Origin of the sequence: Campylobacter curvus (assembly GCF_013372125.1) — a bacterium.
GTDB lineage: Bacteria > Campylobacterota > Campylobacteria > Campylobacterales > Campylobacteraceae > Campylobacter_A > Campylobacter_A curvus.
On record NZ_CP053826.1, the window covers coordinates 249,071 to 264,595 of the forward strand.

The following is a 15,525-nucleotide window of genomic DNA, read 5'->3' on the forward strand; positions in this document are numbered from 1 at the left end:
TTTTTTGGCAAAATCTTCTTTTATTAAATGAAATTTTAGGATTATCAAAAAATGATAACAAAAGAAAATTTACAAGAACTTGCGATTTTTCTAGGTTTCACAAAAGACAAGAAATGTGAATATTACGTTAGTGAAAATGGACTGGCGATAGACTTTGAAAATGAAAAACTAATATATCCTAAAGAACTTAAAAAGAGTGATGAGACTACATCAAATTTCTCACATAATGAAAATTTTGTTGTTTTTGAGTGTGTGAATGCACTTTTAGATTTAGGATACAAGCCTGAAAATTTAGAGATCGAGCCAAGATGGAAGCTTGGTAGAAGCACAAAAAGTGGTAAGGCTGATATTTTAGTTTGCGATCACTCAAAAAACGCTTATCTTATTATAGAATGTAAGACCTATGGGGACGAGTTTGAAAAAGAGTGGAACAATATGTGTTCTAATGGCGGACAACTTTTTAGCTACGCTTGGCAGGAACAAAAGACAAAATTTATCTGCCTTTATGCGAGTGATTTTGACAAAAAACTAACTCATCAAAGTAAAATCATAAATATACAAAATATCTTTAAAGCATTTAGTCCGCAAAATAACGATGAGTTGGTTGCATCTTGGATAAATAATGGGAGTATTTTTAACGAAAGTGGGATCTTTGAAAATAGTGAGCCTTATTTTATCGGCGAAGCTCGAAAAACGACACAAAATTTGCAAGATATTGGTGAGCAAATAGATGAAAAATATAATAAATTCGCAACTATTTTAAGAAAACACAACATTTCAAGTAAGGAAAATGCCTTTGACAAGCTTGTTAATCTATTCTTATGTAAAATCGTCGATGAGATCAAAAATAAAGATAATCTAAAATTTACCTATAAAGGTGATCTGGCTGATAGCTTTTTTGATATGCAAGACCGCCTAGAAGAGCTTTATCAAATAGGTATGAAAGAGTTTTTAAATGAGGATGTTACCTATATAAATGACGACGCGATAGATCGCTCTTTTTTAGAATTTAAAGATAACGCCTTAAAACAAACTATAAAAAAATATTTTTTAGAGCTTAAATTTTTCTCGTCAAACAACTTTGCTTTTTTGGAAGTTTATAACAAAGAGCTATTTAATAAAAATGCTATCGTTTTAAAAGAGATTATTCAAGAATTTGAAAATTTACGTTTAAAAAGCAATAAGCCAAATCAGTTTTTAGGCAACCTTTTTGAGATGTTTTTAGATGGCGGTTTTCAGCAAAGCGAAGGGCAGTTTTTTACACCATTTCCGATAGTTAAATTTATCATCCGTTCGCTCCCGTTAAATGAGCTTATAGAAAATGATAAAAATTTAAGTATCATCGACTATGCTTGTGGGGCTGGACACTTTTTGATAGAGTATGCAAACGAGCTTAAACACTACATTGCACCAAGTGAACTAAGTGCGTTTTACTCACAAATTTATGGCATAGAAAAAGAGTATCGCCTAAGCAAAGTTAGTAAAGTTTCAGCCTTTATGTATGGACAAGAAGATATAAATATAGTCTATGCAGATGGACTTAAATCTCATAAAAATATAAAAGATGGCACTTTTTCGCTTCTTGTCGCAAACCCACCTTATAGCGTAAAGGGCTTTTTACAAACTTTGGATGATGAAGATAGGCAAAAATTTAGCCTAAACGAATTTGCAAATGATGAAAGTAATAATATCGAATGCTTTTTTATCGAAAGGGCATATCAGCTTTTAAAGCCTCACGGTATCGCTGCTATTATTTTACCAAGTAGTTTTTTAAATAAATCCACTCCTAAAATTTATGAAAAAGCTCGTGAGATAGTGCTTAAAAATTTTAAGATCATAGCCATTTGTGAGCTGTCAAATAAAACTTTTGGCAAAACGGGCACAAACACTATAACATTGTTTTTAAAAAAGCGTTTTGAACCACCAAGATACGCCGATATATTGAGTGATAGAGCGATAAATAATTTCATAAACGATGATGGATATAAAGATGAAAATTTACTTGCTGATTATGCTAAATTTCAAGATTTTGACGAAAATGAGCTTGGCGAGTTTTTAAATAAAAATATTAAAAATACTATTTTTGAAAGTGAAATTTTTAAAGACTATGAAAGAGAATTTGAAAAATCAAATGCCTATAAAGAGCTTATAGGAAATTTTGATAAGCCAAAATTTAAACGCATTGAATTTGAAAAAACACCAGAATTTAAAGATATCAATAATGATAAGAAGGCACTAAATGAGGCGTTAAAAAATTTTAAAATACCGCAGTGGCGAAAGGATGAGCTTAAAAATGAAGCTTTTGTAAAATTTGCAAAAGAGATTGAGCTTGAAAAGATTTATTATTTTATTCTTGCAAAATCGCAACAAAATGTTTTAATTATCAAAAGTCCAACTGAAAATAAGGAGCAAAAAGAGTTTTTAGGCTACGAGTGGAGCGAATCAAAAGGTAAAGAAGGCATAAAGCTTTTAAATAATGTAAGCATAAAAAACGACGAACTTGACGAAGCTCAAAAACAGATCATATCAAGCATCAAGGGAATGGATATTATAAATACGCCACTTTACAACCCAAAGGATAAAGATGACAATTTAAAATTAAGCTTTTTGATAAGGCAAAATTTTAATGCAGATTTAAAGCAAATCCCTGGAAATTTAACTAAATTTGCTAGTGTCTCTAAGCTAGTTGATATGATGGATTTTAAAAAGCCAAAATTTGATAAGGCGATAAATTTGAGTGTGAAAAGTAGTGTTGAAATAGTTAGTAAATTTCCACTTGTAAGGCTTGGAGAGTGTGGCGATTTTTTTATGGGTGGAACTCCGTCAAGAAATATATCTCAATATTGGAATGGTGATATAAAATGGCTAACTATTGGTGATTATGCAAATTTTGATTTAATTTTAGATACAAAGGAAAAAATTACGGATCTTGGTATCCAAAATTCATCCGCAAAAGTAGTTAAATCGGGATGTATTGTAGTTTCTATTTATGCAACTATTGGTAGAGTTGGTATTTTGGGTTCTGACATGGCAACAAATCAAGCTATCGTAGCTTTAAAAGTTAATCAAAATTTTATAAATAAATATGTTATGTATTCGATTGACTATTTTAAATTTCAAATGTTTGACAAGACCATTACAACTTCTCAAAAAAATATCAATCTTGAAATATTAAAATCCATTAAAATCCCAAATCCGCCACGTGAAATACAAGAAAAAATAGTAGCTGAATGCGAAAAAGTATATGACGAATTTAAAACAATAAGAATGGAAATTTCAGAGCTTAAAGCTAAAATGAGCGAAATTTTTTCAAAATTTGACATAAAATTTAGTCAAAATTCGGGGGGGGGGGGGGGACGACCCTATGATTTACTCAAAAATCTTGATATTATCTTTAATCCTTCAAAAGCTTTTATTAGGGAATTTGGTGATGAAACTTTGGTGTCATTTGTGGATATGCAAAGTCTTAGCGAAGATGGATATATACAAAAACAGCAAATTAAGCCATTAGGTCAGCTGCGAAGTGGTAGTTATACTTATTTTGAGAAAAATGACATTGTATTAGCAAAGATAACACCTTGTATGGAGAATGGCAAATGTGCTTTTGCAGAAAATTTATCAACCGATATAGGACTTGGAAGTAGCGAATTTCATGTGCTAAGATGCAATAAAAATAAAATTTTACCAAAATTTCTATTTGGATTTTTAAATAGGCGAGATATTAGAGAACAAGCTGCCAAGCGTATGACAGGAGCTAGTGGACATAGGCGCGTTCCTATTGATTTTTATAAAAATTTAGAGATTTGTACTCCACCACTTGAAATTCAATCTCAAATCATAGCTGAATTTGAAATTTTAGAAGCACAGATCAAAGTACGAGAAACCAAGCTAGAACAAGCACAAAACGCTTATAGTAAAATTCTAAATAAATATTTATGAAAATTATCAAATTTAATAAATAGTAGAATTTGTAGTTTAGGTTAAATCTCAAGTATTAATTAAAGATACTTGAGATATATAAATTCTAGGTTTTTACAGCATCTCTATAAACGCTTCCAAGCGCGTTCTGATCTGTCCGGCGTCGCTTGGCGAGTAGTCGGTCTCTAGCGCCATGTATGGCGTACCGATCTCGTTGCAAGCGCGCTTCATATTTATCGTTTCGATATTGTAGGTGTGACAGGCTTGCAAAACCACGTCTATGACGCCGTCCGCCTTATACTCCTTTATCATCTCTTGTATCACGCGCTCGCGGTCCTTGTTTGGTGACATTATGGAGCAAGGTATGCTCATATAGCGCTTTGCGATCGCCATCAAAGGCTCGTCTTCTTCGTTTATCAGGTTGGAGAAATTTTTACTTCCCGTGCAGTTTTCAAAGGCCACGACCACGCCGCCGGCCTCCTCGATAGGCGGCACGATCTTGTCAAACATGCCACCGCTCGGACAGCCCGTGATGATGATGCGTTTGGCGCTTTTATGCACCGCGCTTTCGCCGTTTTTGACCATCTCTTCGAGCCTTTTTATGATGATCTCAAGGTCTTTTAGCTGCTCTTCTTTGTCAAAGATAAAGCCATTGCCATATAAAATTTGATGTAGCTCTTTGCCGTTAAGAGGCGGTGGGACAAGCTTTGAAAAGCTTTGAAATTTATCCATCAGCTCGCGTTCTTTGTTGAAAATTTTGATCGCCTCTCGCAGCTCGTCGTCATTTACCGTAGTGCCAAATTTCTCCTCCAGCCTGCTTTTTAGCTTCGCGACCTCTTCACGCCAAAGCTCTAGGCTCTTTTCATTTTTTACGTGAGGCAGGTGCATAACGTGAATGTCCTTAAATTCGCCCATCAGCTCATACATTTTTTTCTTGCCATCACAGGTGGTCTCGCCGATTACTAGGTCGGAATTCCTCACAAACGGGCATTTGCCGGCTCTTGCTAGCCCGTAGCTTGCCTTTATCAGCGGGCAGAGATTTTTAGGCAGATATTTTTCACCCTCCGTGACCGCCGCATCTCCCGTAGCGCAGACGCTTACACTGTATGCGCCGGCTGCGTGTATGACCTCGCGCGGCGTGTAGGTGCAAAATATCGCGGCTATATGCTTGCCGCTGTTTTTGACCTCTTCGACCGATTTGGCTAAATTTTGCTTTGCCGTATCGTAAGTAGCGAAAATTTCGCTCATACTCATATTTTCATTTAGTGCCATTTTCTCTCCTTTGATCTTTTGCGCCGATGAGTGCAGCGCCTATGCTTCCGCAATATATCGCATTTTCATGCGTCGCGACCTTGCTTTGTAGGGCTTTTTGCAAGCATTCTTTGACGTAAGAGTTCTTACTAAAGCCACCGCTTAGAAAATAAAGCGTATTGCTTTGTTTTTTGACTAAATTCGAGATTTTATTTACAGCCGAGTTTATGATTGCGTTTGCGATATTTTCGCGTGAGATGTTTTGCGCGATGAGGCTTATTATTTCGGACTCTGCAAAGACCGTGCACATCGAGCTTATCGCGACCTCTTGGTCGGAATTTCGCGCCAGAGCCGTCAGCTCTTCAAAGCTAACTCCCAGGCGGTTTGACATCACTTCGAGGAATTTGCCCGTTCCGGCCGAGCATTTATCGTTCATCGTAAAGTCGCTGACAGCGCCGTATTCGAGCTTTATGGCCTTCGTGTCTTGTCCGCCGATGTCGATAACGGTGCAGTCTTTGCCAAAAAGATGGTGCGCGCCCAGGGCGTGACAGGTGATCTCGGTGATCGTTTTATTGGCGTATGGCACGCTCACGCGACCGTATCCGGTGGCTACGAAAAACGTCTCTTTTAAATTTAGGCTCTTGATCTTTTCAAATATATCTTTAGCCGTTTGTGCCGTACTCCAGCCCGTTGGCATGATGAAAAATTCTAAAAATCGGCTCTCGTTCGTGTCAAATACCGCGACTTTTGCGGAGGTAGAGCCTATGTCGATGCCGACTGAGTGCATTTTTGATCCGTTGTAAAGGTGTTTCTAAACTTAGAACTGTGGGAATTTTACATTTTTTAGGTCGCTTTGTCAATAAAATTTCGCTCTTAAATTTGTAGGATCGGGCAAGGATTTTGTAGGATCGTTCTATCTTGAAATTTTAAAAATGGATATAATTTAGCCTAGATTTTAAATTTAGGAGTGAGCTTGCCGTCTCAAAGACTATTTTCCAATATCGACCTTGCAAAGCTGTTTTTGCCTATCGTGATCGAGCAGTTTTTAGAGTACACCGTGGGGCTGGCGGCTCCATAATGGCCGCTCACGTGAGCGAAAGTGCAGTCTCGGCGGTGTCGCTCGTGGAATTCGTGATGGCGCTGTTTATCAGCGTGTTCTCGGCTCTTGCTACCGGTGGTGCGGTCATCGCCGGGCAGTATCTTGGCGATAAGCAGATAGGAAACGCCAGAAACGTCACGGATCAGCTTGTCTGGTTTAGCCTCGTATTTTCCGTAGCGGTGATGATCTTGCTTTATCTCGTGAAAGATTTGATGCTTGATTACGTTTTTGGCGACATCACGGAGACGGTCAGGCAAAATTCCAGCCATTATTTTTTATTAGTGCTTCCTTCGCTGCCTTTTTTGGCGCTTTATGCTTGCGGTGCGGCGATATTTAGGACGATGGGAAACTCCAAGCTGCCGATGTATATCATGCTCGTGATGAATATAACCAACGTCATTTTGACCGCCATTTTTATCTATGCTTTTAAATTTGGCGTCTTTGGCATCGGCGCGGCCGCTTTGATAACTAGGGGGCTGGCTTGCTTCATCGTTATTTACTTGCTTTTAGACATTAAGCTGAAGCTTCATATAAGAAAGACGCTAAGGCACAAATTTGACCTTGCGATGATAAAAAGGATCTTGAGTATCGGCATGCCTTATGGCTTTGAAAACGGGATGTTTTACGTGGGTCGCATCATCGTTTTGAGCCTAGTTACTATGTTTGGCACGGCAGCTATCGCGGCAAACGCCGTTGGCGGGACGATCGCGATGTTTCAGGTGCTGCCTGGTATGGCGATAGGTATGGGTCTGACAGTCGTCATCTCGCGCTGCGTGGGTGCGAGCGACTACGAACAGGCGAAATTTTACACCAAGCGCATAACCGCGATAGTCTATGTAGCGCAGTTTATAAGCTGTGTCGTCGTTATATTGCTACTTGAGCCTATATTGAATTTATACGCGCTTTCTAACGAGGCTCGCACACTCACCGCGCAGATAATCTGGTGGCACGGTGCGATGACGATAGTGTTTTGGCCATTGGCCTACACGTTACCAGTCGTATTTCGCGCTGCAGGAGACGCGAAATATCCGATGATAGTCAGCATCGTCTCGATGTTCGTTTGCCGCGTGGCACTAGCTTATGTCCTTAGCCTCATGCTTGGGCTTGGTATGATGGGGACGTGGTTTGCTATGTTTGTTGATTGGATCGTGAAAGCGGCGATATTCGTTTATAGGTATCTTAACGGCAAATGGATGGAATTTCGAGCGATTTAGGAGCAGAATTTAGACGAAGTCGAAGCAGAAAATCGGCGGCGATAGTGCGACATCACAAAATTTCATTACGCTCAAACGTTTAAATTTATGAGGGTTATATCTGCAGTGACCTTGAGGTAAATTTACCAGTTCGCTCGATGATTTTTAGCGTCTGCAAGCTATCTTTTATCGTCGCACCCTCTTGCTCGCCGCCATTTAGTAGATGAACAAAGCTTTCAAGCTCGCTCGTTAGCGCGTCGGCGCGCTTTACAAAGCAGTTTTGCACGCGGTAAGAGTTCGCGTCAAATTCAGTGAATTTAACGAGCGTTTGAGCTAACATATCCTCCTCAAAATACGCTCCCTTGCACGCTACTTCGATTTTTCGCTCTCTTTTTGGCGCAAGCCAGCTCGTGCTTATGGAAGCTAAAATTTCGCCCTCCAGCAAAAATGATAAATTTGCATTATCTTCAAATTTAGCATGCAACTTCTTTGAGCTCATCACGCTCATATCTTTTATCTCTTTTCGGCTCAGGTATCTTATCAGATCGATGTCATGCACGGCTAGATCGGTGAGTATCCCCACGTCTGCGATACGCTGCGGAAACGGCGCATTTCTCGTGATACGGATACTAAAAATTTCCTCATTTTCAAGCTCGTTTTTTAGCGCGACCACGGAGGGATTAAACCGCTCGATATGCCCGATGGCTACCTTTAAATTTATCCTTTGCGCCTCGTCAAGTAAAATTTGAGCGTCAGCCGCGTTTGAGGCGACCGGCTTTTCTATCAGCAAATTTACGCCCTTTTGCATGCATTTTAGCGCGGCGTCCTTATGCAGCGACGTTGGCGTGGCGATGATTGCGGCATCAAGTGGCTCGCCTGCGAGCATTTCGTCCAGGTCGCGGTAAAATTTAGGAGCTAAATTTCGCTCTTTAAACGGCCTGCAAAGCGCCGTCACATCGGTATCCGATATGCACGGGTCGCACACAGCGGCTAGCTTTATGCCTGAGATGTTTTGTAGTGCGCGGAAGTGATTTTTACCCATCACGCCAAGCCCGACGATGGCAAATTTAAGCATTATTCACGACCTCAATGACCTTTTTTTGCTCCTGCTCGCTCAAAAACGCCGACATCGGCAGAGCCATTATGTCTTCGCTCACGCGCTCGCTCACGGCAAAGTCGCCGCGCTCATAGCCAAGCGGCGCGAACACCTCTTGCAAATGTAGCGGCACAGGGTAATAAACCCCCGTCGGCACGCCCTCACGCGCGCATGTTTCAAGCATCTTTTGCCTGTCTTTGACGCGGATGCAGTATTGCGCCCACGCCGAGACGTTGCCCTGTGCGACGAAAGGTGTAACGACGCCGCGTAAATTTTCGTTGTAAATTTTGGCGATCTCTTGGCGTTTTTCTATCTCGCCCGCCAGATATTTTAGCTTCACATTTAGCACTGCGGCTTGGATCGCATCGAGCCTGCCGTTTATGCCGATATGCGTGTGGATGTAGCGGCGCGTCTGACCGTGATTTAGCAGCACTCGTATCTTTTGGGCCAGTGCGTCGTCGCCCGTAAATATCGCGCCCCCGTCGCCGTAGCAGCCAAGCGGCTTTGCCGGGAAAAACGAGGTCGTGGCGATATGCGAGAGGTTGCAGGACATGCGACCGTTTTGTTGCGCGCCAAAGCTTTGCGCCGCGTCCTCGATGACGGTAATACCGTGCTTTGCTGCGATCTTATTTATCGCTGCCATATCCGCCGCCTGACCAAAAAGCGACACCGGCACGACCGCCTTCGTGCGTGGCGTGATCGCCGCCTCGATCAAATTTGCATCGATGTTATAAGTGCGCTCGTCGATATCGACAAACACGGGCTTTGCGCCGATAAAGGCGATCATCTCGGCTGTCGCGATAAAAGTAAATGGCGTCGTGATGACCTCATCGCCCGGCTTTATATCAAGTGCCATAAATGCGAGCAATAGCGCGTCCGTGCCACTACTGCAAGCGATCGCGTGCTTCGCACCCGTAAATTTAGCCAGATTTTCTTCCAGCTCGCCGACCTTGCCACCGATATAAACGCCACTATCGAGCACCTCGTGGATCTGTGCGTCGATCTCGCCTTTATACGCTTCATACTGCGCTTTTAAATTTATGAAATTCATCTTTGCCCCCTTGTTTTATGAATTTTGGATTATACTACGATTTGCTTGAAATTTGGCTACGATGTCAATTGAAAATTTACTGCCGTATAATAAATTTAGGCTCTTTTTTATAAGGTGTTGATATCCTTAAACGAACGCTTCGCAAATCTTATTTACTCCACAAGGCGCCGAACATATAGCACGATTTTTGCGGTCAGTCTTGCGACTTCCCTAAAAATCGGCGGCGATAGCGTCGTTTCATAAGATTTGACTTCGCTTAAATTTTAAAAAAACTAATGTTTTGCCATAAAAGAGCCTAAATTTATGACGACGAGGGCGATAACGGGGAATTTATAAAATTTTTAGCTTAAATTGTTAATATCATTGATAAATTTCAACTAAAAGGACGGAACATGATTTTAAGAAACGGATTAAAACTGGCTCTTGCAGGCTGCTTTATAGCATTGCTGGCTGGCTGCGCGACGGAGTCCTCTAGGACTATCGAAGCCCCGAAAGTAGCCTCTTTTGGCACGCCGTATAACGGCACGAAAGTCGCGGTCTCGATCGGACGCTTCAACAACCAGTCCTCCTATCAAAACGGCATATTTTCAGACGGCGAGGATCGTCTAGGCAACCAAGCTCAAAGCATCTTGATGACTGACTTGCAGCAAAGCGGGCGCTTTTCGGTGCTTGATCGCACGAATATGAAAGCCATCAAAGAGGAGAGCACCATCAACAAAAAAGCGCAAAATCTAAAGGGCGCAAAATACGTCATCACGGGCGATGTGACAGAATTTGGCAGGAAAACGACGGGCGATCATCAGCTCTTTGGCATCCTTGGCAAGGGCAAGACCCAAACTGCCTACGCGAAGGTAAATTTAAACGTAGTCGCGGTCGATGACTCCGAGGTCGTATTTTCGGTGCAAGGAGCAGGCGAATACGAGCTCTCAAACAGAGAGATCATCGGCTTTGGCGGCACTGCGGGCTACGACTCGACGCTAAATGGCAAGGTGCTTGGCCTGGCGATCAGGGAAGCCGTGAATAACCTCGTAAACGGACTTGAAAGCGGCGCATGGCAGGTAAAATAGCTGAAATTTTAAATTTTAAAACGCTTTTCGCGCTCGCCCTTGGCGTTTTTTTAGCAGGCTGCGGCTCTGAAAGGCCAAGGCCGCTTTATTATTGGGATGGCTCTTATTCAAGCTCACTTTACGAATACATGAGCGAGACGGGCGATGTGAACGAGCAAATAGGCGCGCTTGAAAATTCCATCCAAAAAGCCTACGAAAACGCTCAAAAAGTGCCTCCCGGACTTTACGCGCACCTTGGGCTTTTATACGCAAATAACGGCGATAACGTGAAGGCGAATATAAATTTCGACAAAGAGATAGAAAATTTCCCGGAGTCAAAAGAGTATATAACGTTTTTACGCATGCACGGTGCCAAAAAAGCAGCTAAAAAAGGCGATAAAAATGAAAAATAACGTTAGAAATATATTTTTAGCGGCCTTTGTCGCGATGTTTTTTTCAGCTTGCGCCGAGCCTAAAATTTACGATTATTCAGCGCTTTTGCAAAGCAAGCCAAAGTCTATCTTGGTGCTGATGCCAACTAATGAGACGACAGAGATAAACGCCTCGCCTGCGGTGCTGGCAAATGCGGTCAGGCCGCTGGCAGAGGCCGGGTATTATGTGTTTTCACCGGCTCTTGTAAATGACACTTTCAAGCAAAACGGTATATACGAGGCCGACGAGATCGCTAAAATTTCACTGGCCAAGATCAGGCAGATCTTTGACGCTGATGCCGTGCTTTACATGCATGTGACAAGATACGGCACGAACTACGCGGTCGTTTCAAGCAGCACCGTCGTATCGGTAAGCGCCTCTTTGATCGATACTAGGACCGGCACGAAGCTCTGGGAGGGCTCAGCCAGCGCTAGCGACGATCAAAACAGCGGCAACGGCGGCGGACTGCTCGGCATGCTGATAACTGCCGCCCTAAATCAGATCGCAAACACGGTCGCTGACAAGTCCTACGACCTGTCCGTCGCTGCGGACGCTTATTTGTTCGCTACGGGCTGCAACGAGTGCATACTTTACGGACCGTATTCGCCTAAATACGGGCAAGACCCTCAGCTTGCGAAATAACGAAGCGGCCAGTCCGCTTCAAATTTAAAATTTAAGGGCGAAATTTGAGCGAATTCGACGCATTGAAGGCGAGATTTGACACCATAGACGCGAATTTAAAGAGACGCTACGATCTTCATCGCTTGATAAGGCGTGCGGGCGTCGCATTTTTGCTATCGTCGTTCATATTCGGCTCGTTTGTCTTCGCCTTTTTAGAGGGCTTAAATGCCCCTTCTTTGATCTCTTGCGTCCTTGGGATAGCGACTTTTTTTATAAGCGGCGCAGTATTTGCGTCAAAGTCTGTGAAAAGGCATAAAGTAAAGCGATACAGTAGGCTTTTCGTGCAAAAGCCGCGCCTTTCTTTGGCTATTTTTGCTCTTGAAAATTTCATCGTTTTTGCGTTTTTTGTGTTTCTTGTCTGCATTTTTATCGTTTCTAGTATGAATATCTCGATAAATAGCGAGGTCGGGATAGTATTTGAAATTTCAGTTTTTCTTTGGCCGCTGTTTTTTATCGCCTTTCTTGCTTGCTTTTTTGCGAACAAAAGTATGTTTTGCTTCGATGAAAATTTCGTATAAAACCGATATTTTCGGTATCTTAATAACGCTTTTAGGCGGCATTTTATGGGGTTTTAGCGGAGTTTGCGGGCAGTATCTTTTCTCTCAAGGCATCAGCGCCGACTGGCTCGTGCCTTATAGACTGCTGATATCAGGCACGATTTTAGTCGCGTTTTATCTGCTTAAAAGCTGGGAAAATGCGCTCGCACCGCTAAAAGATCTGCGCCTTTTGCCTCAGCTTTTCATCTATGCCTTGCTTGGGCTCATGATGACGCAGTATAGCTACTTTTACTCGATCGAGCTCTCAAACGCCGCGGTAGCTACGGTCATACAATACACCGCCCCCGCTCTCATCCTAGCAGTCGTTTGTATAAGACAAAAAAGAGCGCCGAAGATAAACGAGCTAGTCGCACTCATCTTAGCCATGCTAGGGGTCGTCATCTTAGCCACTCACGGCGATCTGGGCTCTTTGGTGATCTCGGCTAGGGCCTTGTTTTGGTGCTTGGTGAGTGCGGTTTGCGTTTGCGTCTATAACCTCGCTCCCGCAAAGCTAAACGCAAAATACCCGGTCGTGCTCGTGCTTGGCTGGGGCATGGTGATCGCGGGCGTGGTTTTGTGCGTTTTCATGCGAGTTTGGCGGCTTGAAGGAGCGGCTACAGCGCAACAATGGCTGGCATTTTGGGCGGTCATCACGCTAGGCACGATATTTGCGTTTAGTTTTTACATGATCGGCGTTAAAACTATCGGAGCTAGCAAAGCAAGTCTAATTGCTTGTATAGAGCCCGTGAGTGCGGCGTTTTTCGCGTATTTTTGGCTGGATACGCAGTTTGTATTTTTGGATTTCGTAGGATTTGCGCTTATCATTTGCTGCATATTTTTACTGGCTAAAAAGCAAAATTCTTGATGCCTAAATCAAAGGAAATTTATGATCTATCTAGCACAGACTGACACGACGGCAGGGTTTTTGAGTAGGGATTTTGGTGAGATCAACCGCGTCAAAGAGCGCCCGCTTAAAAAGCCTTGTCTCATCACTACCTCTAAATTTAGCGTCTTGCAAACCCTCGTGCGAGTGCCGTCGAAATTTAAAAACCGCGTCAGAAGGTCGAGGAAAACGACTTTTCTTTATCCAAACGGCAAAGCCGTGCGTGTGGTGAAAGATTGCGCTCACGAGAGGTTTTTACAAAAATTCGACTGGCTTTACTCAAGCAGTGCGAATTTAAACGGAGCTAAATTTGACGAGAGCTGGGCCAGAAGCGTCGCAGACGAGGTCGTCGATGAGAAATTTCACGAGAGTGCAGCCTCTAAAATTTTAAAAGTTTCGATACGAAACATCAAAAGGCTAAGATAATTATATTAAATTATCCTTAAGCAAAAAAATATTATAGCCGTGCTAGTATTTGACTATAAATTCACCCTAAGGAGCATTTATGAGCGAATACGTAAATAAAATTTTGGAAGGCTTGAAAAAGTCTAACCCGGGTCAGGATATCTTTATCCAGGCGGCGACCGAGGTGCTTCATAGCCTTGCTCCGCTTTTAAGCAGGGAAGAAAAATACCAAAAACACGCGATCCTGGAGCGTATCACCATCCCCGAGCGCGCGGTGCATTTTAGAGTGACATACATAGACGATAATAAAAACGTTTGCGTGCATAACGGCTGGCGGATACAGTTTAACTCCGCTATCGGCCCGTATAAGGGCGGCCTGCGGTTTCATCCTAGCGTCAATGCCGGCGTGCTGAAATTTCTAGGCTTTGAGCAAATTTTTAAAAATTCGCTGACCGGAGTAGCCATAGGCGGCGCAAAAGGCGGTGCGGACTTTGACCCCAAAGGCAAGAGTGACCGCGAGATAATGAAATTTTGCCATTCGTTCATGGACGAGCTATACCGTCATATCGGCAACACCACCGACGTTCCGGCCGGCGACATAGGCGTGGGCGGACGCGAGATAGGCTATCTTTTCGGCCAGTATAAAAAGCTAACAGGCAGGTTTGACGGAATTTTGACCGGCAAAGGGCTAGGCTGGGGCGGCAGCCTTGCCAGGACGGAGGCTACGGGGTATGGGCTGACGTATTTTACCGAGCAGATGCTAAAAAGAGCCGGCCTTGGGCTGGAGGGTAAGAAATGCTGCGTCAGCGGCTCGGGTAACGTCGCGATATACACGCTGCAAAAACTCTATCAAGTAGGCGCGCTGCCTATCACGGCATCGGACTCCGGCGGCTTTATCTATGACGAAGAGGGTATCGACGTAGCGCTCATAAAGGAACTAAAAGAGCTCAAGCGTGCGCGCCTAAGCGAATACGTCAAATTTAGACCGCATGCTAAATATACGCCGATCGAGCGGTACCCTGCCGGACGAAACGGCGTGTGGAGCGTGCCTTGTGAGGGGGCTTTTCCTTGTGCGACGCAAAACGAGCTGAATTTGGCCGATATCAAGACCCTTTACGCAAACGGCTGCCGCTTCGTGAGCGAGGGTGCGAACATGCCAAGCACGCTTGAAGCGATGGAATTCATGCTTGGTAAAAAGGATTTTTATTTCGCTCCCGCAAAGGCTGCAAACGCCGGTGGTGTCGCGACTAGCGGGCTAGAGATGATGCAAAATGCCGGCATGGACTCATGGAGCTTTGATGAGGTCGATAGGCGCTTGCAGGGTATAATGAAGCACATTTTCGAGCTTTCTTATGAGACGAGTAAGGAATTTGGCGACGAGGGTAACCTGGTGCTAGGCGCGAATATCGCGGGCTTTAGAAAGGTCGCCGATGCGATGATAGATCAAGGATATGTCTAGGAAACGATGGCGCGCTTCATACTTGGCGCGCCTTTTAAAATTTTGACCCTGCTAAAATAAATCATTGACACTTGCTTCGCTTCTGCTTTGCAGTTGCAAACGAAGTGAAGCAAAAACCTTGCTCGCTCCAGGAACAACCTAACACAGGCGCAAACAGCGTTTCAAGGAAATTTTTTTGCTTCGCAAAAAACTACTCAGCCCCTGCGGGCTTCCCTAATTTTGTGCGGGAGTGAGTAGCCGTTCCCGAGCTTAGCGATGGTAGCAAACGAAGTGAAGTTAGTCCTTAACACGATTTTTCTGCTTCGCGTTGCTCACAGCTTTTCAAGACGCTTCGTTGCACTCGCAACTGCAAGCAGACCGCGGTCAGCCACAGCTTCCTGTCCTCGTAGTGAAGCGTAGCCCAAGAGGACGCTTCACTACGTTTGCAACTGCAAAGCAGAACGTTACGAGTGCGTAGCACAAAGTAAAAATTGGC

General features: G+C 43.4%; 13 protein-coding genes. 9 read left to right on the forward strand and 4 right to left on the reverse strand.

The genetic code is table 11. From position 1 onward, the window contains the following. The first annotated feature begins 51 nt into the window (after window positions 1-51). Complete coding sequence (locus tag CCVT_RS01255) at window positions 52-3,939, forward strand: N-6 DNA methylase (RefSeq protein WP_176308864.1); 3,888 nt, start codon at window positions 52-54, stop codon at window positions 3,937-3,939. 93 nt (window positions 3,940-4,032) lie between these two features. On the opposite strand, the gene CCVT_RS01260 is transcribed toward CCVT_RS01255, so the two are convergent. Together CCVT_RS01260 and CCVT_RS01265 are read right to left on the reverse strand one after the other, a co-directional pair. Continuing rightward, window positions 4,033-5,190: a double-cubane-cluster-containing anaerobic reductase gene (locus CCVT_RS01260; protein WP_018137465.1), complete on the reverse strand. Its 1,158-nt coding sequence runs from the start codon at window positions 5,188-5,190 to the stop codon at window positions 4,033-4,035. Continuing rightward, window positions 5,177-5,956 (reverse strand): acyl-CoA dehydratase activase, encoded by a 780-nt coding sequence (locus CCVT_RS01265; protein WP_018137466.1) that lies wholly within the window; start codon window positions 5,954-5,956, stop codon window positions 5,177-5,179. Before CCVT_RS01265 ends, CCVT_RS01260 begins: the two co-directional genes overlap by 14 nt. A 290-nt stretch (window positions 5,957-6,246) precedes the next feature. Here CCVT_RS01265 and CCVT_RS01270 point away from each other — a divergent pair, with 290 nt between their 5' ends. Beyond that, on the forward strand, window positions 6,247-7,482 hold the full coding sequence (locus tag CCVT_RS01270; RefSeq protein WP_227898173.1) for an MATE family efflux transporter: 1,236 nt from the start codon (window positions 6,247-6,249) through the stop codon (window positions 7,480-7,482). A gap of 94 nt (window positions 7,483-7,576) precedes the next feature. On the opposite strand, the gene CCVT_RS01275 is transcribed toward CCVT_RS01270, so the two are convergent. Next, on the reverse strand, window positions 7,577-8,536 hold the full coding sequence (locus CCVT_RS01275) for a Gfo/Idh/MocA family protein (protein WP_018137467.1): 960 nt from the start codon (window positions 8,534-8,536) through the stop codon (window positions 7,577-7,579). Further along, a complete protein-coding gene (locus CCVT_RS01280; RefSeq protein ID WP_018137468.1) occupies window positions 8,529-9,608 on the reverse strand; it encodes a DegT/DnrJ/EryC1/StrS family aminotransferase in 1,080 nt (359 codons plus the stop codon). Before CCVT_RS01280 ends, CCVT_RS01275 begins: the two co-directional genes overlap by 8 nt. Window positions 9,609-10,000: 392 nt before the next feature. Here CCVT_RS01280 and CCVT_RS01285 point away from each other — a divergent pair, with 392 nt between their 5' ends. The 7 genes from CCVT_RS01285 (at window position 10,001) to gdhA (ending at window position 15,050) form a co-directional block, all read left to right on the forward strand. Next, window positions 10,001-10,675: a CsgG/HfaB family protein gene (locus CCVT_RS01285; protein WP_018137469.1), complete on the forward strand. Its 675-nt coding sequence runs from the start codon at window positions 10,001-10,003 to the stop codon at window positions 10,673-10,675. Further along, complete coding sequence (locus CCVT_RS01290; protein ID WP_018137470.1) at window positions 10,660-11,067, forward strand: DUF4810 domain-containing protein; 408 nt, start codon at window positions 10,660-10,662, stop codon at window positions 11,065-11,067. Before CCVT_RS01285 ends, CCVT_RS01290 begins: the two co-directional genes overlap by 16 nt. Further along, the gene (locus tag CCVT_RS01295; RefSeq protein ID WP_018137471.1) at window positions 11,057-11,728 is read left to right on the forward strand and encodes a DUF799 domain-containing protein; all 672 of its coding nucleotides are present in this window, start codon (window positions 11,057-11,059) and stop codon (window positions 11,726-11,728) included. The genes CCVT_RS01290 and CCVT_RS01295 overlap by 11 nt, the downstream gene beginning before the upstream one ends. 44 nt (window positions 11,729-11,772) lie before the next feature. Continuing rightward, on the forward strand, window positions 11,773-12,285 hold the full coding sequence (locus CCVT_RS01300; protein ID WP_018137472.1) for a hypothetical protein: 513 nt from the start codon (window positions 11,773-11,775) through the stop codon (window positions 12,283-12,285). Beyond that, window positions 12,269-13,168 carry a DMT family transporter gene (locus CCVT_RS01305; RefSeq protein ID WP_018137473.1) on the forward strand — a complete coding sequence of 300 codons (900 nt, stop codon included), beginning with the start codon at window positions 12,269-12,271 and terminating at the stop codon, window positions 13,166-13,168. Before CCVT_RS01300 ends, CCVT_RS01305 begins: the two co-directional genes overlap by 17 nt. Before the next feature lie 21 nt (window positions 13,169-13,189). Continuing rightward, window positions 13,190-13,612: a hypothetical protein gene (locus CCVT_RS01310; protein ID WP_018137474.1), complete on the forward strand. Its 423-nt coding sequence runs from the start codon at window positions 13,190-13,192 to the stop codon at window positions 13,610-13,612. Between the two features lie 79 nt (window positions 13,613-13,691). Next, window positions 13,692-15,050: an NADP-specific glutamate dehydrogenase gene (gene gdhA, locus CCVT_RS01315; RefSeq protein ID WP_018137475.1), complete on the forward strand. Its 1,359-nt coding sequence runs from the start codon at window positions 13,692-13,694 to the stop codon at window positions 15,048-15,050. Window positions 15,051-15,525: the final 475 nt, after the last annotated feature.